The sequence below is a fragment of the Streptomyces sp. NPDC058620 genome, assembly GCF_042717135.1.
Classification (GTDB): Bacteria; Actinomycetota; Actinomycetes; order Streptomycetales; family Streptomycetaceae; genus Streptomyces.
On sequence record NZ_JBHXQO010000014.1, the window covers coordinates 63765 to 82480 of the forward strand.

Sequence of the window (18716 nt, forward strand, 5' to 3'; positions counted from 1 at the left end):
AAGGCACCTGCGACATGACCGAGATCGTCCCCGTCACCGGCCCCGAACTGGTCACGTACGCCGATGAGCTGGCGGCCCTCCTGGTGGACACCGTCAACGGGGGTTCCTCGGTCGGCTTCCTCGCTCCGCTCGACCGCGGCGAGGCAGCCGCGTGGTGGCGGGAGCGGGCCGCGTCCGTCGAGGCGGGCCACCACCTGGTGTGGCTCGCCCGCGACGGGGAACGGGTGGCCGGCACCATCGGCCTGGTCCGCCCGCCCCTCCCCAACGCCCGCCACCGCGCCGAAGTGGCGAAACTGATGGTCCGGCCCTCGGCGCGCGGACAGGGGCTCGGCCGCCGTCTGCTCGCGGCCGCCGAAGAGGCGGCGGCCGCGTCCGGTGTGACCCTGCTGATCCTGGACACCGAGTCGGGCAGCCCCGCCGAACACCTCTACCGCTCGGCGGGCTGGACGGAGTGCGGGTCCATTCCGGACTACGCGGGCAACCCGGCCGGTGTACTCAAGCCGACCACCTTCTACTACAGGACAGTGGGCGGCCCCGGCGCGCCCGGGGCAGCACAATGAAGACCGACACCACGCGACCGAGGAGTAGCTCCATGACGCTGTACGACATCCCGCTCCACACGCTCACCGGCGAGCCGACCACGCTCAGCGCCTACCGGGGCCAGGCCGTCCTGGTGGTGAACGTGGCCTCGAAGTGCGGGCTCACCCCGCAGTACGAAGGTCTGGAGCGGCTCCAGAAGCAGTACGGCGACCGCGGCTTCACCGTCCTCGGTGTTCCCTGCAACCAGTTCGCGGGCCAGGAGCCCGGTACCGCCGAGGAGATCCAGAGCTTCTGCTCGGCCACGTACGGCGTCAGCTTCCCGCTGCTGGAGAAGCTCGACGTCAACGGCGACGGCCGCCACCCGCTGTACACGGAGCTGACGAAGCTCGTGGACGCCGACGGTACCGCCGGTGACGTCCAGTGGAACTTCGAGAAGTTCCTGATCTCCCCGGCGGGCGAACCGGTCGCCCGCATCCGCCCGCGCACCGAGCCCGAGGCCCCCGAGGTCGTCGCGGCCATCGAGGCCCAGCTGCCGGCCTGAGACCCGGGGCTCGATCGCCGGACGGGCTCGAAGACCAAGCCCGTCCGGCGTTCGGGGACGGAGCGGTGACCGGAGCACCCGGTGCGCCTCTCCGTCACCGCGCTAGCGGATCGGCATGCCCGACAGCGTGCGGGCGATCACGAGGCGCTGGATCTCGCTGGTGCCCTCGAAGATCGTGTAGATCGCGGCGTCCCGGTGCATCCGCTCCACCGGGTACTCACGGGTGAAGCCGTTGCCGCCGAGGATCTGGACGGCCTGGGCCGTGACCGTCTTCGCCATCTCGCTCGCGTAGAGCTTCGACATGGAGCCCTCGGCCGAGGTGAACGGCTTGCCCGTGGTGGCCATCCAGGAGGCGCGCCAGACCAGCAGCCGGGCCGCGTCGATCTGCGTACGCATGTCGGCGAGCTGGAAGGCGATGCCCTGGTTGTCGATGATCGGGCGGCCGAACTGCGTACGGGTCCTGGCGTAGTCGAGCGCGACCTCGTACGCGGCACGGGCCGTACCGACGGCCATGGCGCCGACGGCGGGGCGGGACGCCTCGAAGGTGGCCATCGCGGCGTTCTTGACGCGCTCGCCGCCGCCGGACCTGGCCCGCTCACGGGCCCGGGCCATGCGCTCGTCGAGCTTCTCCTTGCCGCCCAGCAGGCAGCTGCCCGGCACCCGCACGTCCTCCAGGACGACCTCGGCGGTGTGCGAGGCACGGATGCCGTGCTTCTTGAACTTCTGCCCCTGGGAGAGCCCAGCGGTCTGCGGCGGGACGATGAACGAGGCGTGCCCCTTGGAGCCGAGCTCCGGGTCGACGACCGCGACGACGACGTGGACGTTGGCGATTCCGCCGTTGGTCGCCCAGGTCTTCGTACCGTTGAGGACCCACTCGTCCTTGGCCTCGTCGTAGACGGCGCGGGTGCGCATCGCACCCACGTCGGAGCCCGCGTCCGGCTCGGATGAGCAGAAGGCGGCGACCTTCACGTCGTTCGCGTCGCCGTACATCTGCGGAATCCAGGTGCCGATCTGCTCCTCGGTACCGTTGGCGAGGACGCCCACGGCCGCCAGGCCCGTACCGACGATGGAGAGGGCGATGCCCGCGTCCCCCCAGAAGAGCTCCTCCATGGCCATCGGGATGCCGAGGCCCGTGGGGTCGAAGAACTGCTGGGCGTAGAAGTCGAGGGAGTAGATGCCTACCTTGGCGGCCTCCTGGATGACGGGCCAGGGCGTCTCCTCACGCTCGTCCCACTCCGAAGCGGCCGGCCGGATGACATCCGCCGCGAAGCCGTGGAGCCAGTCCCGGACCTGCTTCTGGTCGTCGTTGAGCTCGAGCGTGAACTCGGCCATGTTTCCCTCCATGCACTGCCGTAATAGACGTACGTTACTTGCGGTAACTACAGTCTGTTACCGACAAGTAGGCACTGTCAACCACCCGGAGTCCGATCCGCGTCATCCCCGAGCATGGTGTTACGTTGCCCAGGCGGGAAGAAAAGGCATGGCCAGGGGTGGGGAGACACGACATGGAGACCGCACGACAGGCCGAGCGTCAGCGGAGCGCGGCCGAGCGCCGTCGCCGCGAACTGCTCGAGGCGGCGGACCGGGTGGTGCTCAGGGACGGGCCCAAGGCGTCGATGAACGCGATCGCCGCCGAGGCCGGGATCACCAAGCCCATCCTCTACCGTCACTTCGGCGACAAGGGCGGGCTCTACCGCGCACTCGCCAAACGTCACACCGATGCCCTGCTGAGCGCCCTGCGCGCGGCCCTCGACGCGCCCGCCGACCGCCGGGAGCGGGTCGAGGCGACGCTCGACACCTACCTCGCGGCGATCGAGGCCCGCCCCCAGGTCTACCGCTTCCTGATGCACCCGTCCGACGACGCCGCCCCCTCGCCCGAGCAGGGATTCGACGTCGGCAGGCACTCGGCCCCGCTGCTGCGCCGCCTCGGCGAGGAGCTGGGCAAGGTGATCGCCGAGCGGGTGGATCTCGGTCCGGACAACGAGCAGATGGCCCGCATCTGGGGCCATGGAATCGTCGGCATGATGCATGCGGCGGGCGACTGGTGGCTGGGCGACCGCCCGTGCTCACGCGCCCAGTTGGTGCGCAGCCTCGCCGATCTGCTCTGGGGCAGACTCGCCGAGGCCGGCGACCGGCCCGGCGGTCCGGGATTCTGAGCCGCGCTCAGCCGGTCGGCCCCCACGGCGCCCGCCGGACCGCGCGCAGCGCCCTGGCGCGGCGCAGTCCGGTGAGCCGGTCCGTGTAGACGGTGCCTGCGAGGTGATCGCACTCGTGCTGGAGGCACCGGGCGAACCAACCGGTGCCGGTGATCCGCACGGGTTCGCCCTCGACATCCACCCCGTCGACGACGGCGTGGTCGAAGCGCTCGGTGCCGGCCTCCAGGCCCGGAAGTGAAAGACAGCCTTCCGGTCCGCGTACGGTGATGCCGTCCACCTCGATCAGTTTCGGATTCACGACATGGCCCAGGTGACGAAGATCATCGTCATCCGGACAGTCGTACACGAACACCTTCAGCGGGACGCCGATCTGGTTGGCGGCGAGCCCGACACCCTGCGCCGCGTACATCGTCGCGAACATGTCCTCGACCAGCTGGGCGAGGGCCGGCCCGAAGTCGGTGACGTCCTCGCAGGGGCTGTGGAGGACAGGGTCGCCGAAGAGACTCATGGCACGAATGAGTCCGGAACTGCCGGGGATCGGGCGGTTTCGCATGGCGGCAAGCGTACGTTCCGCCACGGGCCGCACCTTCCCCGTGGTGCCGCGGTGCGGTCGTGGCACCGGACATCGATAGGCTGGGCGCGGACCGATGCAAGGAGGATCTAGGACGATGGCAGGCAACACGGAGCCGTTGTCGCCGCGGGCCAAGCTCGCCGTGACGGCGGGCAAGGCCGCGGCGGCGGTGTCGCGCGCTGCGGGGCGCGGCAGCGGATCGGTGATCGGCGGCCGGGTGGCGCTCAAGCTCGACCCCGACCTGCTGGGGCGGCTGGCGCAGCACCTGGACGTGATCCTCGTGTCGGCGACGAACGGCAAGACGACCACCACCAGGCTGATCGCCGAGGCACTGCAGGCCGCAGGGCCCGTCGTCTCGAACGCGCTGGGCGCCAACATGCCGGCGGGGATCACCTCCGCGCTGGCCGGCGGCTCGGACGCGAAGTACGGCGTGATCGAGGTCGACGAGAAGTACCTCGCCGGGGTCGCCCGCGACACGACACCCAAGGTGATCGCGCTGCTCAACCTCTCGCGCGACCAGCTGGACCGCGCCGCGGAGACCCGGATGCTGGCCGAGAAGTGGCGTGAGGGCCTGTCCGGCTCGAAGGCCGTGATCGTCGCCAACGCCGACGACCCGCTGATCGTCTGGGCCGCGTCCTCCTCCCCCAACGTGGTGTGGGTGGCGGCCGGTCAGGCGTGGAAGGACGACGCCTGGTCCTGCCCCTCGTGCGGTGGTGTGATGCAGCGCCCCGGCGACGACTGGTTCTGCGGCGAGTGCGGTTTCCGCCGCCCCGCCCCGAGCTGGGCGCTGAACGGCGACTACGTGCTCGACCCGCACGGTTCGGCCTGGCCCATCCACCTCCAGCTGCCCGGGCGGGCGAACAAGGCGAACGCCACCAGCTCGGCCGCGGTCGCCGCCGTCTTCGGCGTGCCGCCGCAGGTCGCCCTGGAGCGCATGTACCAGGTGCAGGCCGTGGCGGGCCGCTACGACGTCGTCACCTTCCTCGGCCGTGAGCTCCGGCTCCTGCTGGCGAAGAACCCGGCGGGCTGGCTCGAAACGTTTTCCCTGATCGATCCGCCGCCCACACCGGTGATCCTCTCCGTCAACGCGCGCGGCGCGGACGGCACGGACACCTCCTGGCTCTGGGACGTCGACTACACCCAGCTGTACGGCCACCCGATCTTCGTGCTCGGTGACCGCAAGCTGGACCTCGCGGTACGCCTCGAGGTGGCCGGTCTCGACTTCCGGGTCTGCGAGACGCTGGACGAGGCCGTCCAGCTGGCGCCGCCCGGCCGTATCGAGGTCATTGCCAACTACACCGCCTTCCAGGATCTGCGCCGTCGTGTCGGCAACTGACCCCGGCCCCGGCCCCCTCCGGAGAGGACGAAGCATGAGCAACAACAGCCTGCGGCTGGTGTGGGTCTACCCCGACCTCCTCAGCACCTACGGCGACCAGGGCAACGCCCTCGTGGTGGAGCGCCGGGCCCGGCAGCGCGGTCTCGACGTGCAGCGCGTCGACGTCCGCAGCGACCAGCCCATTCCCACCTCCGGTGACATCTATCTGATCGGTGGCGGTGAGGACCGGCCGCAGCGGCTCGCCGCGGAGCGGCTGCGCCGTGACGGCGGCCTGAGCCGGGCAGCGTCCAACGGCGCGATCATCTTCTCGGTGTGCGCGGGCTACCAGATCCTCGGCCACGAGTTCATCAACGACCTCGGTGAGCGCGAGCCGGGCCTCGGTCTGCTCGACGTGGTCTCCACACGCGGCGAGGGCGCCCGGTGCGTCGGCGACGTACTCGCGGACATCGACCCCAACCTGGGGCTGCCGCCCCTGACCGGTTTCGAGAACCACCAGGGCATCACCCATCTCGGCCCGACGGCACGGCCGTTCGCCCGGGTCCAGTTCGGCCGGGGCAACGGCACCGGGGACGGCACCGAAGGCGCGTACAACGACACGGTGTTCGGCACGTACATGCACGGACCCGTGATGGCACGCAACCCGCTGATCGCGGATCTGCTGCTGAAACTGGCTCTCGACGTGAACGCGCTGCCGCCCACGGACGACCGCTGGTACGAGGCGCTGCGCTCCGAGCGCATCGCCTCGGCGACGCAGCCCGCCTGAGGCCGTTTCGGCTCAACTGAGCGGCGTCCAGCAGGCGGACGGCGGGTTCGGTCCCGCCACCCTGCGCCGGTAGGGTGGCGGGGATCAAACCGGACGACGTGGTCCGGTCGTCGGCCCCACGTTGCAAAGGTTTCCCGGGCAATGCGAATTGGTGTGCTCACCTCCGGCGGCGACTGCCCCGGCCTCAACGCCGTCATCCGTTCCGTCGTGCACCGCGCGGTGGTGGACCACGGTGACGAGGTCATCGGCTTCCACGACGGCTGGAGGGGCCTCCTCGAGTGCGACTACCGCAAGCTCGACCTCGACGCGGTCGGCGGCATCCTCGCCCGTGGCGGCACCATCCTCGGCTCCTCCCGGGTCCAGCCCGCCCATCTGCGTGACGGTGTGGAGCGGGCCAGGGGCCATGTCTCCGACCTCGGTCTGGACGCCGTGATCCCGATCGGCGGCGAGGGCACGCTGAAGGCGGCCAATCTGCTGTCCGAGGCGGGTCTGCCGATCGTCGGGGTGCCGAAGACGATCGACAACGACATCGCCTCCACCGACGTGACCTTCGGCTTCGACACCGCCGTAGGCGTCGCGACCGACGCCCTGGACCGGCTCAAGACCACGGCCGAGTCGCACCAGCGGGTACTGATCGTCGAGGTCATGGGCCGGCACACCGGCTGGATCGCCCTGCACTCGGGCATGGCGGCCGGTGCGCACGCCATCGTCGTCCCGGAGCGTCCCTTCGACATCGACGAGCTGACCGCGCTCGTCGGTCAGCGCTTCTCGGCCGGCAAGAAGTTCGCGATCGTCGTCGTCGCCGAGGGCGCGAAGCCGCGCGAGGGCTCCATGGAGTTCGCCCAGGGCACCAAGGACATCTACGGGCACGAGCGCTTCGCCGGAGTGGCGACGCAGCTCTCCATCGAGCTGGAGCACCGGCTCGGCAAGGAGGCCCGCCCGGTGATCCTCGGCCATGTGCAGCGCGGCGGTACCCCGACCGCGTACGACCGGGTCCTCGCCACCCGCTTCGGCTGGCACGCGGTGGAGGCGGCGCACCGCGGCGAGTTCGGCATGATGACGGCGCTGCGCGGCACCGACATCACCATGGTGCCGCTGGCGGCGGCCGTGGAGACCCTGAAGACGGTTCCGGCGGAGCGGTACGCCGAGGCCGAGTGCGTGCTCTGACCCGTTCGGGGTCCATGGACTGCCCCCGGCCGCAGCCGCGGCCGGGGGCAGTTCTACTCTGTACCCGGACAAGCGGCACGAATCGGGGATGTCCCCAGCGGGAGTGAACAGATGGACCACAGCGGGCACGGCATGAACATGGATCTGCCGCCGTTCACGCTGGGACGTGGGCTGGAATTCTCCGCGGACCCGTTCTTCCTGGTCGGCTGCGTGCTGGCACTCGCGCTGTACGGGTACGCCGTGCTGCGGCTGCGCAGGCGCGGGGACGGCTGGCCGGTCAACCGGATCGTCTTCTTCGTCCTCGGTGTGCTGTCCATCGCCCTGGTGATGTGCACCAAGCTCAACGACTACGGCATGGTCATGTTCAGCGTGCACATGGTGCAGCACATGGTGATCAGCATGCTGTCGCCGATCCTGCTGCTGCTCGGCGCGCCGGTGACACTGACGCTGCGGGCGCTGCCGGTCGCCGGGCGGGACCGGACCGGTCCGCGCGAAGTGCTCCTCATGCTGCTGCACAGCCGGTACATGAAGATCATCACGCATCCCGTGTTCACGATCCCGCTCTTCATCGCCAGCCTGTACGCGCTCTACTTCACGCCGCTCTTCGACTTCCTGATGGGATCGAAGCCCGGCCACCTCGCGATGATGCTGCACTTCCTCGCCGTCGGCCTGGTGTTCTTCTGGCCGATCATGGGGATCGACCCGGGTCCGCACCGGCCGGGCTATGTGATGCGGATGCTTGAGCTCTTCGCGGGCATGCCGTTCCACGCGTTCTTCGGGATCGCGCTGATGATGGCGAGCCAGCCGATGGTGGAGACGTACAAGAATCCGCCGGCCTCGCTCGGCATCGATGCGCTGAGTGATCAGAACTGGGCGGGCGGTATCGCCTGGGCGTTCAGCGAGATCCCCTCGGTGCTGGTGCTGATCGCGCTGGTCTTCCAGTGGTACCGCTCCGAGCAGCGGACCGCGAAGCGCTCGGACCGGGCGGCCGACCGGGACGGCGACAAGGAGCTGGCCGCCTACAACGCGTATCTCGCGTCGTTGCAGGCGCGCGGACAGTAGCGCGGAGTACCCCCACGGGGCGACCATGGGCTCAACGGCCGCGCGGCCGGTGAGGAGCGTGCGCGCATGTCCGGTTCCGTGAAGACCATGGGAGTGCTCACCCTCGGGGCGCTGGTTGCCGTGACGGCATACACGGTGGCGCTGGGGAGCAACGGCTGGCTCTGGTTCGGCTGGGTGGTGCTGGGCCTGGCGACGATGGGAATGGCGGCCACGCAGGAGAACTGATCCGCTCCGACGGAGCGGCGCACCACCGGTCGATGTCCGGCACCGGCGTGGTGACCGATCAGTACGGCCCCGCGCTCGCGGGGGGCGCCTTAGACTGACGGTCTCCCCGCACCACGATGACCTGGCACGACACAGCCCTGAGCCGACTGGCAGAGCGAGGTGCACCCTCCGTGTTCTATTACGTCCTGAAATACGTTGTGCTGGGACCGGTCCTGCGCCTGTTGTTCCGGCCACGGATCGAGGGACTGGAACACATTCCCGCTGATGGGGCGGCCATCGTCGCCGGTAATCACCTGTCGTTCTCCGACCACTTCCTGATGCCCGCGATCATCAAGCGCCGCATCACTTTTCTCGCGAAGGCGGAGTACTTCACGGGACCCGGTCTCAAGGGCAGACTGACCGCCGCCTTCTTCCGCAGCGCGGGGCAGATTCCGGTGGACCGCTCCGGCAAGAACGCAGGTCAGGCCGCGATCCGCGAAGGGCTCGGCGTACTGGCCAAGGGCGAGCTGCTGGGGATCTATCCGGAAGGCACCCGCTCGCACGACGGCCGGCTGTACAAGGGCAAGGTCGGGGTCGCCGTGATGGCGATCAGGGCGGGCGTGCCGGTGGTCCCGTGCGCGATGGTCGGCACCTTCGAGATCCAGCCGCCCGGCAAGGTCGTCCCGCGGATCAAGCAGGTCACGATCCGTTTCGGTGAGCCGCTCGACTTCTCCAGGTACGCCGGCCTGGAGGACCAGAAGGCGGCGATCCGGGCCGTCACGGACGAGATCATGTACGCGATCCTCGGTCTGTCCGGCCAGGAGTACGTCGACGAGTACGCGGCCAAGGTGAAGGCCGCGCAGGCGGACCAGCCGAAGAAGTTCCCGCGACTGCGGCGCTGACCGCCGATCTGCGCTCAGCGAAGCTTCGTGGCCCGGCGGCGGCCCGCGCCCTAGCGTCTCCCTCATGAGCAGAGGAAACGCGTACGTGCTCGGCGCGACAGGACAGATCGGGCGGGCGGCCGTCACGGCGCTCGTCGAGGACGGCTGGGAGGTGACGGCGGCCTCGCACGGCGGCGGCCGGGACGGCACCTGGCCCGACGGGGTTCGCGGTGTCCGCCTCGACCAGGACGAGGACGGGGCGCTCGCGGCGGCCCTGGGCGAGGGCTGTGACGTCCTGGTCGACATGGTGGCGTTCGACGGGGCACACGCCCGGCAGCTGACCGGTCTCGCGGACCGGATCGGTTCGGCGGTGGTCATCTCCAGCGGCGCGGTGTACGAGGACGGCCGGGGCCGCAGCTTCGACACCCAGGACCGTCCCGACGGGGGCCCGCACTACCCGGAGCCGATTCCGGAGTCCCTCGCCACCGTGGCGCCGGGTGACGGGACGTACGCGACGCGCAAGATCCGCCTGGAGCGGGAGCTGCTGGCCGCCGCGGACGCCCTTCCGGTGACGCTGCTGCGGGCGGGGGCCGTTCACGGGCCGCACTGCCGCACCCCGCGCGAGCTGTACTTCGTCAAGCGCGCCGTCGACGGCCGGACACGCCGGGTGCTCGCCTACGGGGGCACCAGCCGCTTCCATCCCGTCCATGTGTCGAATGTGGCTGAGCTGATCCGGCTTGCCGCGCTCCGGCCCGGCAGCCGTGTGCTGAACGCGGCGGACCCCGAGGCTCCGACGGTCGCCGAGATCGGGACGGCAGTCGACGAGGTGCTCGGCACGAAGACCGAGACCGTGCTGCTGGCGGGTGCGCCGGCCCCGGGCCGGGTCGGAGAGACCCCGTGGAGCGCGGCGCACGACATCGTGTACGACATGACGGCGGCGGAGCGGGAGCTCGGCTACCGGCCGGTGACCGGCTACGCGGAGTCGCTTCCGGAGACCGTGGCCTGGCTCGCCGGGCGGCTCGACGGCCGGGACTGGAAGGACGCCTTCCCGAAGATGGCACGGAACTACGGCGACATCTTCGACTACGCGGCGGAGGACGCCTGGCTGGAGGCGTACGACCGGGGCGTGTGAGACCCGGGGCAGGCGTGGGGCGGCCGGATGTGCGTCCGGCCGCCCCTCGCCCCGTGACGGAGGTGCTTACGGCTTCGGTGTGGCGTGCGGGGCGCACGTCACGTCGTGCCGGTCGGTCTCCCCGGTGAGCAGGTAGGTGTCCACCCGCTCGTTGACGCAGGGGTTGAGCACACCCGTGACGCCGTGCGAACCGGCGTCCTTCTCGGTGATGAGACGCGAGCCCTTGAAGCGCTTGTGCAGCTCGACGGCTCCCTCGTACGGAGTGGCCGCGTCACGCGTGGCCTGCACGATGAGCACGGTCGGCAGACCCTTGCCGGTCTTGACCTCCAGCGGCGTCTGCTGCTTGGCCGACCAGGTCGAACAGGGCAGGTTCATCCAGGCGTTGGCCCAGGTCATGAACGGGTAGTCCTTGTGCAGCCGGGTGTTGTCCCGGTCCCACCGCTGCCAGTTCGTGGGCCACTTGGCGTCCGCGCACTCGACGGCCGTGTAGACGGCGTTGCCGTTCTCCGCGGACGCGTTGCCCGCGAGGTCCGACATGTCGGGGCCCGCGGCGTCGACCAGTGCCTGGGTGTCGCCACCCCGGTAGGCGCTCCAGACCCGGGCGACGGGCGCCCAGCTGGAGTCGTAGTACGGGGCGCTCTGGAAGAAGCCGATGAGCTCGGCGGGGCCGACGACCCCGCCGATCGGGTCCTTCTTGGCGGCGGAGCGCAGCTCCAGCCACGCCTGCTCGACCTTCTCCGGCGTGTCACCGATGTGGAAGGTGGCGTCGTTCTTGGCGACCCACGCCTTCCAGTCGTTCCAGCGCATCTGGAAGGCGATGTCCTGGTTGAGGTTGGCCTCGTACCAGATGTTGTCCTTCGCCGGGTTGACCACGCTGTCGACGACCATGCGGCGCACATGGGTCGGGAAGAGCGTGCCGTAGACCGCACCCAGGTAGGTGCCGTAGGAGACGCCCAGGAAGTTGAGCTTCTTCTCACCGAGCGCGGCGCGGATGACGTCCAGGTCGCGCGCGGTGTTGGGTGTGGTCATGTGCGGCAGCATCTCGCCGCTGCGCTCGGCACAGCCGTCCGCGTACTCGGCGGCCAGCTTGCGCTGCGCGCGCTTGTCGGCCTCGTTGTCCGGGACCGGGTCCGCCTTCGGGGCCTTGACGAACTCCTGCGGGTCGATGCAGGAGATCGGCGCCGAGTGGCCGACACCGCGCGGGTCGAATCCGACGAAGTCGTACGCCTTCGAGGTCTTCACCCAGAGCGGGTTCTTCGTGACGATCCTGTTCGGGAACCTGAGCCCCGAACCGCCGGGGCCGCCCGGGTTGTAGACGAGAGCGCCCTGGCGCTCCGCCGCGGTGCCGGTGCTGACGGCCCGGTCCACGGCCAGCTCGATCTTCTTGCCGTTCGGCTTCGCGTAGTCGAGCGGGACGGTCACCCAGCCGCACTGGATGGGCTTGGAGAGCGCCCAGTCCGCGGGGCAGTCCTGCCAGTCGATACCGGCCTGCGCCGCGCGTGCGGCGGCGAGCTTGACGCCGTACGCCTCGGAGCCGCTGTGGTGACGCCCGTCGGCGCCGGCCGCCGGTGCGGCTATCGCGCCCGCTATGAGCGTGCCCGCGAGCAGAGTGCCGGCCGAACCGAGCACTGCTGTGCGTCTCAAGTGGAACCTCCCCCATATCCGATGCGCCGCGGGGTGGCGGCGCTGTTCATCGGGACTTCCGGCAGATCCTTTCGTCTGTGGGGTTCCTGACAACAGGGCGTACACATGTTTCTTTACCGAACCAATAACCGGTGACCCCGGTCCCGCTCAGCGAACTCCCCCTCAGTCGCGGGCTGTCAGGACGCGCAGGGCCTCGTCCAGCACCCCGCGCAGGAGCCGTGCGTCGGCCGCCACGGCGGTCACCAGCACGGCTGGTCCGGCGAGCCGGGTGAGTGCGGCGGTCGGGGACAGCAGCCGGGACTCCGGGCACGCCTCCTCGAAGTCCGGGTCCACGACCAGGAGCTGTCCGACGGCCCGGTGTCCGCCGAGTACGGCCCCGCCGTCCCAGCCGCCTGGCGCGCCCGGACCGTAGGCGAGTTGCTGGTCCAGCAGCGGCCGGCCGGCGCGTCGCACGGTGAGCCGGGTGGTGAGCGTGCCGGTCGTCTCGCCGTGCCGGCCGAGGATCTGTTCCTCCCGCAGCACCAGGCGTGCGGAGGAGGCGAGTTCGGCCCGGGTGGTCATGCGCAGCTCGCTGCCGTACGCGGAGACGAGCTGCTCAGGGAGCCAGCGGAGCTCCGCGCCCTCCCCCACGGTCAGCCGCACGTCGTACGTCGCGGGCCCGGCGTCCTGCGCAGCTCCGGGAAGGGCGACGGTGGCGGCCGCCGCGTCGACGGTCAGTCGCGCGCCGTCCCCGATGTCCGCCGCGATGGCGAGCCGGTCACCGCCGAGGGGTGCGGTCATGGCACCGACGACGGTGACGCGGGCGTACGGGGCGAGCGGGGACCGGGTACGGCGCAGGGCGAGAGGTCCGCTGCTCTCCAGGACGGGCAGCGCGGTGGCGCCCCTGCCGTCGGGGACCGCGGTGATACGGGCCGTGGCCTGGACACTCATGCGGTCCAGGCGGCGAGCTGTGCGCGCACCCAGTCGGCGACGGGGCGGACGCCGTCGCCGGACGTCAGGGAGGTGAAGACCACGGGCAGTTCGCCCCGCTGCTCGGCGGCGTCCCGGGCCATCCGGCCAAGGTCGGAGCCGACGTACGGGGCGAGGTCGGTCTTGTTGATGACGAGGAGGTCGGCGGTGGTCACACCGGGGCCGCCCTTGCGGGGGATGTCGTCGCCGCCCGCCACATCGATGACGAAGACCTGGGCGTCGACCAGTCCCCTGGAGAACGTGGCGGTGAGGTTGTCGCCGCCGGACTCGACCAGGATGAGATCGAGGGGGCCGACCGCGTCCTCCAGGTCCTCGACGGCTTCGAGGTTGGCGGAGATGTCGTCGCGGATCGCGGTGTGCGGGCAGGCCCCGGTCTCGACGGCCTGGATGCGCTCGGGCGGCAGGACGGCGTTGCGCAGCAGGAACGCGGCGTCCTCGCGGGTGTAGATGTCGTTGGTGACGACGGCGATGGACAGCTGGTCGCGCAAGGTGCGGCAGAGGGCGGCGACGGTCGCGGTCTTGCCGGAGCCGACCGGACCGCCGAGTCCGATGCGCAGGGCGCGCCGGGTGCCGTCGGGTCGTGCGGCGTCGGCGCTCACGGCGGCCGGGCCGTCGTGGCTGTGGTCGAGGTGCATGGGGCGGCTCCTGAAGGGTGAGGTTACGAGGCGAAGAGGCGGACCGGCCAGGCGGCGTGCGCTTCGGCGGCGATGTCGAGCAGCGGTGCCGAAGCGGCGGGCAGCGCGTCGAGGCCGAGGCGAGCGGCGGTGGCGGCCTGCCCGGCGACCCGGTCGAGTTCGGGGGCGAGGCGGGCGAGGACGGCGGTGGCCTCGAAGGGGTCGAGGGAGAGCAGCCGGACGACCGCGGTGGCCGGCCCGCTGACCGTCTCGTACGCGACGCAGTGCGCGGCATCCTCGGGCCCGAGTCCCGCGGACCGCGCGGTGAGGCCGAGGACGACGGGCTGGTGGGCGCCGCGCGGCCGGGCGGCGGCGAGCGCGGCCAGTTCGTCGCTGGGCCAGGTGGCCCGTGCGGCCCGCATCAGCTGGCGGCCGAGCTTGCGCGCGACGGCCCGCAGGGCGGGTGAGGGGGTGCGGGCATCGGCGGCCTCGTCGAGCGCCAGCGGGTCGAGGCCGTGGGCGGCCGCCGCGGCGAGTGCGGCGGAGGTGAGTCCGGTGGTGTGGAGCCGGCCCCGGCAGAAGTCGGCGAGGTCGTCGGCGTTACGGATGCGTCCTGCCTTGACGGCCGGTTCGGCGCCACCGGAGTGGGCGTGGCCACCGGCGGGGAACCGGCCGTCGGCGAGGACGAGCAGCGCTGCGCGCGTCATGGATGACTTTCGATCAGGACAGCTGGAGGCGTCAGAAGAGGAAGTAGCGCTGTGCCATGGGGAGTTCGGCGGCCGGTGCGGGGACGACCGGCTCACCGTCGATGGTGACGGCGAAGCTGTCCGGGTCGACCTGGACCTGGGGCAGCGCGTCGTTCTCCCGCATGTCAGCCTTGGTGACGCCACGGGTGCTGGTGATCGGGACGAAGCGTTTGCCGAGGCCGAGGCGTTCCGGCAGCCCGTCCTCGATGGCGGCGCCCGCCACGAAGTTGAACGAGTTGGCGGCGGGCGCGCGGCCGAGTGCGCCGAACATCGGCCGGGGCATGACCGGCTGCGGGGTGGGAATGGACGCGTTGGCGTCGCCCATCTGCGCGTAGGCGATCTGTCCGCCCTTGATGACCGTCTGCGGTTTGACCCCGAAGAACGCCGGGTCCCAGAGGACGAGGTCGGCGAGCTTGCCGGTCTCGACGGAGCCGATCTCCCGGTCCAGGCCCTGGGCCACCGCGGGGTTGATGGTGTATTTGGCGACATAGCGACGGATGCGGCGGTTGTCGGCCCGCCCGTCGCCCGGCAGGGCGCCGCGCCGCTTCTTCATCACGTGCGCGGTCTGCCAGGTACGCATGACGACTTCGCCGACGCGGCCCATCGCCTGGGAGTCGGAGGAGATGATCGAGATCGCGCCGAGGTCGTGGAGGATGTCCTCGGCGGCGATGGTCGAGGGCCTGATCCGCGATTCGGCGAAGGCCAGGTCCTCCGGCACGGCCGGGTTGAGGTGGTGGCAGACCATCAGCATGTCGAGGTGTTCCTCGATGGTGTTGACGGTGTGCGGCCGGGTCGGGTTGGTGGAGCTCGGCAGGATGTACGGCTCCGAGACCACGGTGATGATGTCGGGAGCGTGCCCCCCGCCAGCGCCTTCGGTGTGGTACGCGTGGATCGTGCGTCCAGCGATGGCGGCGAGGGTGTCACCGACGAAACCGGCCTCGTTGAGGGTGTCCGTGTGGATGGCGAGCTGGGCGCCGCTCTCCTCGCACACCTTCAGACAGGCGTCGATGACGGCGGGTGTGGCCCCCCAGTCCTCGTGGATCTTGAACCCGAGCGCCCCGCCCCGGAGTTGGGCGCGCATCGCGTCGCCGGACATCGTGTTGCCCTTGCCGAGCAGCCCGATGTTGACCGGGTAGCTCTCCAGCGCCTCGAACATCCGGGCAAGGTGCCAGGCGCCGGGGGTGACCGTGGTGGCCTTGGTGCCCTCGGCCGGTCCGGTGCCGCCGCCCACGAGGGTGGTGACTCCGGCGGACAGCGCCTGGTCGACGATGGTCGGCGAGATGAAGTGGACGTGCGCGTCGACGGCGCCCGCGGTCAGTACCTTGCCGTTCCCGGCGATGATCTCGGTCTCTGGCCCGATGACCAGGTCGGGGTGCACCCCGTCCATCGTGTCGGGGTTGCCGGCCTTGCCGATCCCGGTGATCCGGCCGTCCCGGATGCCGATGTCCGCCTTGACGATGCCCCAGTGGTCGATGACGACGGCGCCGGTTATCACGGTGTCGGGAGCGCCTTCGGCGCGGCTGGTGCGCGCCTGCCCCATCGACTCGCGGATCACCTTGCCGCCGCCGAACACCGCTTCGTCACCGGCGAGTCCGGGGCCGCCGGAGCGGTCCTCCTCGATCTCGGCGAACAGGTCGGTGTCGGCGAGCCGGATGCGGTCGCCGGTGGTGGGTCCGAACAGGTCGGCGTAGACCGCGCGGTGGAGCTCAGGCATCGAGGGCACCTCCGGTTTCGCCGCGCAGTCCGTGGACGACGCGCAGTCCTGCGATCGGGACGAGTTCGACGTCGACGGGAATGCCGGGCTCGAAGCGGACGGCGGTTCCGGCGGCGATGTTGAGCCGCTGCCCGCGGGCGGCGGCGCGGTCGAAGTCCAGGCCGGGGTTGGCCTCGGCGAAGTGGTAGTGCGAGCCGACCTGGACGGGCCGGTCGGCGGCGTTGAGGACGGTGAGGCGGGTGACGGCACGGCCCTCGTTGAGCGGCACGGGCTCGTCCGCGTACAGGATCTCTCCGGGAATCATCGCTGCGCTCCCCCGTCAGACGATCGGGTCGTGGACGGTGACGAGCTTGGTGCCGTCGGGGAAGGTGGCCTCGACCTGGACGTCGTGGATCATCTCGGGAATGCCCTCCATGACGTCGTCCCTGGTGAGCAACTTCCTTCCGGACGCCATCAGTTCGGAGACCGTACGGCCGTCGCGCGCACCCTCCAGCAGATGCGCGGCGATCAGGGCGACGGCCTCCGGGTGATTGAGCCGCAGTCCGCGCGCCCGGCGCTTCTCCGCCACGTCGGCCGCCACATGGATGAGCAGGCGCTCCTGCTCGTGCGGGGTGAGTTGCACGCTTCCACCTCTTCGTCTTCCGCCCAGTACCTGCCCTGGACGCAGCGGGACCCTATCCGCCTTCAACGGTCTGTTGATCTTGAAGCGGGGTCCTGCGGCGAGGTATTGCACGTTAAGGCGGAAGTTTTTCCGGCGCGTTAACTGGCCCTTTGCATTTCCATGGACATGAGCCCCCGCAGACCGTCCTCCAGGACCTCCGGCTCCACGTCCCCGAACAGCGCCAGCTGGACGATGAAGCCCTGGGCCGTCGCGATCAGCGTGCGGGCGACGCGGTCGGCGGGCGGATCGGCGCGGAGCATGCCGTTGGCGCGGTACGCCTCCACCAGCTCGGCCCAGGCCGCCCGGAGGCCGCCGTACGCCTCGCCGAGTGTCGTGCCGAGCCGTTCGCTGCGCAGGGTCTCCGACCAGACCTGGACGATCAGACCCGCGTACGCCCGCGGGTCGAGGCCGAACGGCCCGCCCGTGAAAAGCGCGCGGGTGACCCGGCCGATGAGCACATCGGGCGTGGGCGGCGGGGTGGTGCGGGCGGCCTCCTCGAAGGCGCGGCGCACTCCGCCGACCGCCTCTCCCGCGATGGCCGCGATCAGGTCGTCCTTGCCGGTGAAGTACCGGTACACGGCCCCGGCCGAGAGCCCGACCTCCTTCAGCACGTCCTGCATCGAGGTGCCGTGGAAGCCGTCACGGGCGAAGCAGCGGGCCGCGCCCTGGAGGATCTGGCGGCGACGGGCGTCTAGGTGTTCCTGGGATACACGAGCCATGGCCTCAACCTAAAACGAACGTTCCTTCTTGACAACCCGCGAGTATCGACGCGACAGTGAAGTATCTAAAACGAACGATCCTTCTCTATGACTCCCGATTGGAGGCCCCCCTCATGCCTCACGCGCCGCTCACCTCCTCCGAGCGCAATCGCCGCACCGTGGCGGTGATCCTTCTCGTCCCCATGGTGGTGGCCCTGGCCCTGTGGGCCTTCGCCTGGCCCGCCGCGCGGATCGCCCCACGCGATCTTCCCGTCGGGATCGCCGGAGCCGCCCCTGCCGCCGACCGGCTCCAGGAGCGGATCGAACAGCGCGCGGGCGCCTTCGAGATCCACCGCTACGAGGACGAGGCCGGGGCCCGCGCCGCGATCGAGGACCGGGTCGTATACGGCGCCGTCGTCGCCACGCCCGTCGGCCCCCGGCTGCTCACCGCCACCGCGGCCGGCCCCGTGGTGGCCCAGTTGCTGCGTGAGGCCGTCGCCGCGTCGGCGCCGCCCGGCACCGACATCCCGGTCACCGACGTCGTGAAGGCCCCGGCGAGCGATCCACGCGGCAGCGCCCTCGGCGCGAGCGCCCTGCCCCTGGCCATCGCCGGGGTCGCGGCCGGAGCCGTCGTGACCCTCCTGGGGCTGCGGGGCACCCGGGCCGCTCTCGCCCTGACCGGCGCGGCGGCGCTGGTCGGCATCACCGCCGCGGCCCTGGCGCACAGCTGGCTCGGGGTACTGGCCGGCGACTGGTGGGCCGAGGCCGGCGTGCTCGCGCTGACCGTACTGGCCATCGGTTCGGCCGTGGCAGGACTCGCCGCCCTCCTGGGGCCGAAGGGCATCGGCCTCGGCGCACTCCTCATGGTGCTGCTCGGCAACTCGTTCTCCGGTGTCACCAGCGCACCCGAGATGCTTCCCGGCCCCGTCGGCGTGATCGGCCAGTGGCTGCCGCCGGGCGCGGGCGGATCGCTGCTGCGGTCGGTCGCCTTCTTCGACGGCAACGCGGCCGGCGGCCCGGCACTAACCCTCGCACTGTGGTCGGTGGCCGGCCTGGCCGCCGTCGTCCTGGGCGGACGGCGCCGCGGCGAGGACGAGGCCGCCCCGACGGTCGTCACACCAGGGCCCGCCCCGACGCACTGACGCCGTGAGGCACTGACGCCAGCCCTGACGCCCCTGACGCCCTGACGCGTGCATCGGGCCGCCGGGGGGCCCCCCCCCCGCGGGGGGGGGGGGGGGGCGCGGTTGCGGGCCCGGCCGCGGGGGGCGGGAAAGCCGGGGGGCCCGGGGGGGGGGGCCGGGGGGGGCGCGGCGGGGA

General features: G+C 71.1%; 21 protein-coding genes. 11 read left to right on the forward strand and 10 right to left on the reverse strand.

All coding sequences use genetic code 11. The features are described from left to right. The first annotated feature begins 14 nt into the window (after positions 1 to 14). A complete protein-coding gene (locus tag ACFWSK_RS16375; protein WP_383786163.1) occupies positions 15 to 560 on the forward strand; it encodes a GNAT family N-acetyltransferase in 546 nt (181 codons plus the stop codon). 32 nt (positions 561 to 592) lie between these two features. After that, positions 593 to 1081: a glutathione peroxidase gene (locus ACFWSK_RS16380; RefSeq protein WP_383785902.1), complete on the forward strand. Its 489-nt coding sequence runs from the start codon at positions 593 to 595 to the stop codon at positions 1079 to 1081. A 102-nt stretch (positions 1082 to 1183) separates the two neighbouring features. On the opposite strand, the gene ACFWSK_RS16385 is transcribed toward ACFWSK_RS16380, so the two are convergent. After that, complete coding sequence (locus ACFWSK_RS16385; RefSeq protein WP_383785906.1) at positions 1184 to 2413, reverse strand: acyl-CoA dehydrogenase family protein; 1230 nt, start codon at positions 2411 to 2413, stop codon at positions 1184 to 1186. A gap of 173 nt (positions 2414 to 2586) precedes the next feature. Between ACFWSK_RS16385 and ACFWSK_RS16390 the strand changes: the two genes are divergently transcribed. Continuing rightward, positions 2587 to 3237 carry a TetR family transcriptional regulator gene (locus ACFWSK_RS16390; protein ID WP_383785909.1) on the forward strand — a complete coding sequence of 217 codons (651 nt, stop codon included), beginning with the start codon at positions 2587 to 2589 and terminating at the stop codon, positions 3235 to 3237. A 7-nt stretch (positions 3238 to 3244) separates the two neighbouring features. Here ACFWSK_RS16390 and def read toward each other — a convergent pair whose 3' ends face one another. Next, entirely contained in the window at positions 3245 to 3790 is a 546-nt protein-coding gene (gene def / locus ACFWSK_RS16395) for a peptide deformylase (RefSeq protein ID WP_383785911.1), read from the reverse strand. A 115-nt stretch (positions 3791 to 3905) separates the two neighbouring features. Between def and ACFWSK_RS16400 the strand changes: the two genes are divergently transcribed. The 7 genes from ACFWSK_RS16400 (at position 3906) to ACFWSK_RS16430 (ending at position 10353) form a co-directional block, all read left to right on the forward strand. Next, positions 3906 to 5144 carry a MurT ligase domain-containing protein gene (locus ACFWSK_RS16400; RefSeq protein ID WP_173310908.1) on the forward strand — a complete coding sequence of 413 codons (1239 nt, stop codon included), beginning with the start codon at positions 3906 to 3908 and terminating at the stop codon, positions 5142 to 5144. 34 nt (positions 5145 to 5178) lie between these two features. Next, complete coding sequence (locus tag ACFWSK_RS16405) at positions 5179 to 5907, forward strand: type 1 glutamine amidotransferase (protein ID WP_383785914.1); 729 nt, start codon at positions 5179 to 5181, stop codon at positions 5905 to 5907. A 141-nt stretch (positions 5908 to 6048) separates the two neighbouring features. After that, positions 6049 to 7074: a 6-phosphofructokinase gene (locus ACFWSK_RS16410; protein ID WP_383785917.1), complete on the forward strand. Its 1026-nt coding sequence runs from the start codon at positions 6049 to 6051 to the stop codon at positions 7072 to 7074. A 111-nt stretch (positions 7075 to 7185) separates the two neighbouring features. Next, positions 7186 to 8136 (forward strand): cytochrome c oxidase assembly protein, encoded by a 951-nt coding sequence (locus tag ACFWSK_RS16415; RefSeq protein ID WP_383785920.1) that lies wholly within the window; start codon positions 7186 to 7188, stop codon positions 8134 to 8136. Between the two features lie 66 nt (positions 8137 to 8202). Further along, on the forward strand, positions 8203 to 8361 hold the full coding sequence (locus ACFWSK_RS16420; protein ID WP_383785922.1) for a hypothetical protein: 159 nt from the start codon (positions 8203 to 8205) through the stop codon (positions 8359 to 8361). 170 nt (positions 8362 to 8531) lie between these two features. Beyond that, positions 8532 to 9242 (forward strand): lysophospholipid acyltransferase family protein, encoded by a 711-nt coding sequence (locus ACFWSK_RS16425; RefSeq protein ID WP_383785925.1) that lies wholly within the window; start codon positions 8532 to 8534, stop codon positions 9240 to 9242. 64 nt (positions 9243 to 9306) lie between these two features. Next, a complete protein-coding gene (locus ACFWSK_RS16430) occupies positions 9307 to 10353 on the forward strand; it encodes an NAD-dependent epimerase/dehydratase family protein (protein ID WP_383785928.1) in 1047 nt (348 codons plus the stop codon). Between the two features lie 66 nt (positions 10354 to 10419). Here the strand turns inward: ACFWSK_RS16430 and ACFWSK_RS16435 are convergent, their stop codons facing one another. The 8 genes from ACFWSK_RS16435 to ACFWSK_RS16470 form a co-directional block, all read right to left on the reverse strand. Next, a complete protein-coding gene (locus ACFWSK_RS16435; protein ID WP_383785931.1) occupies positions 10420 to 11997 on the reverse strand; it encodes an alpha/beta hydrolase in 1578 nt (525 codons plus the stop codon). A gap of 162 nt (positions 11998 to 12159) precedes the next feature. Then, on the reverse strand, positions 12160 to 12927 hold the full coding sequence (locus tag ACFWSK_RS16440; RefSeq protein WP_383785935.1) for an urease accessory protein UreD: 768 nt from the start codon (positions 12925 to 12927) through the stop codon (positions 12160 to 12162). Then, the gene (gene ureG, locus ACFWSK_RS16445; protein WP_383785939.1) at positions 12924 to 13601 is read right to left on the reverse strand and encodes an urease accessory protein UreG; all 678 of its coding nucleotides are present in this window, start codon (positions 13599 to 13601) and stop codon (positions 12924 to 12926) included. The genes ACFWSK_RS16440 and ureG overlap by 4 nt, the downstream gene beginning before the upstream one ends. Before the next feature lie 23 nt (positions 13602 to 13624). Then, positions 13625 to 14287: an urease accessory protein UreF gene (locus ACFWSK_RS16450; RefSeq protein WP_383785942.1), complete on the reverse strand. Its 663-nt coding sequence runs from the start codon at positions 14285 to 14287 to the stop codon at positions 13625 to 13627. Between the two features lie 31 nt (positions 14288 to 14318). After that, on the reverse strand, positions 14319 to 16040 hold the full coding sequence (locus tag ACFWSK_RS16455; RefSeq protein ID WP_383785945.1) for an urease subunit alpha: 1722 nt from the start codon (positions 16038 to 16040) through the stop codon (positions 14319 to 14321). Beyond that, positions 16033 to 16344 carry an urease subunit beta gene (locus ACFWSK_RS16460; protein ID WP_383785948.1) on the reverse strand — a complete coding sequence of 104 codons (312 nt, stop codon included), beginning with the start codon at positions 16342 to 16344 and terminating at the stop codon, positions 16033 to 16035. Before ACFWSK_RS16460 ends, ACFWSK_RS16455 begins: the two co-directional genes overlap by 8 nt. Before the next feature lie 15 nt (positions 16345 to 16359). Further along, positions 16360 to 16662: an urease subunit gamma gene (locus tag ACFWSK_RS16465; protein WP_383785950.1), complete on the reverse strand. Its 303-nt coding sequence runs from the start codon at positions 16660 to 16662 to the stop codon at positions 16360 to 16362. A 137-nt stretch (positions 16663 to 16799) separates the two neighbouring features. Then, a complete protein-coding gene (locus ACFWSK_RS16470) occupies positions 16800 to 17420 on the reverse strand; it encodes a TetR/AcrR family transcriptional regulator (protein ID WP_383785953.1) in 621 nt (206 codons plus the stop codon). A 113-nt stretch (positions 17421 to 17533) separates the two neighbouring features. Between ACFWSK_RS16470 and ACFWSK_RS16475 the strand changes: the two genes are divergently transcribed. Next, positions 17534 to 18541: an ABC transporter permease gene (locus ACFWSK_RS16475; RefSeq protein ID WP_383785956.1), complete on the forward strand. Its 1008-nt coding sequence runs from the start codon at positions 17534 to 17536 to the stop codon at positions 18539 to 18541. The last annotated feature ends 175 nt before the right edge of the window (positions 18542 to 18716 follow it).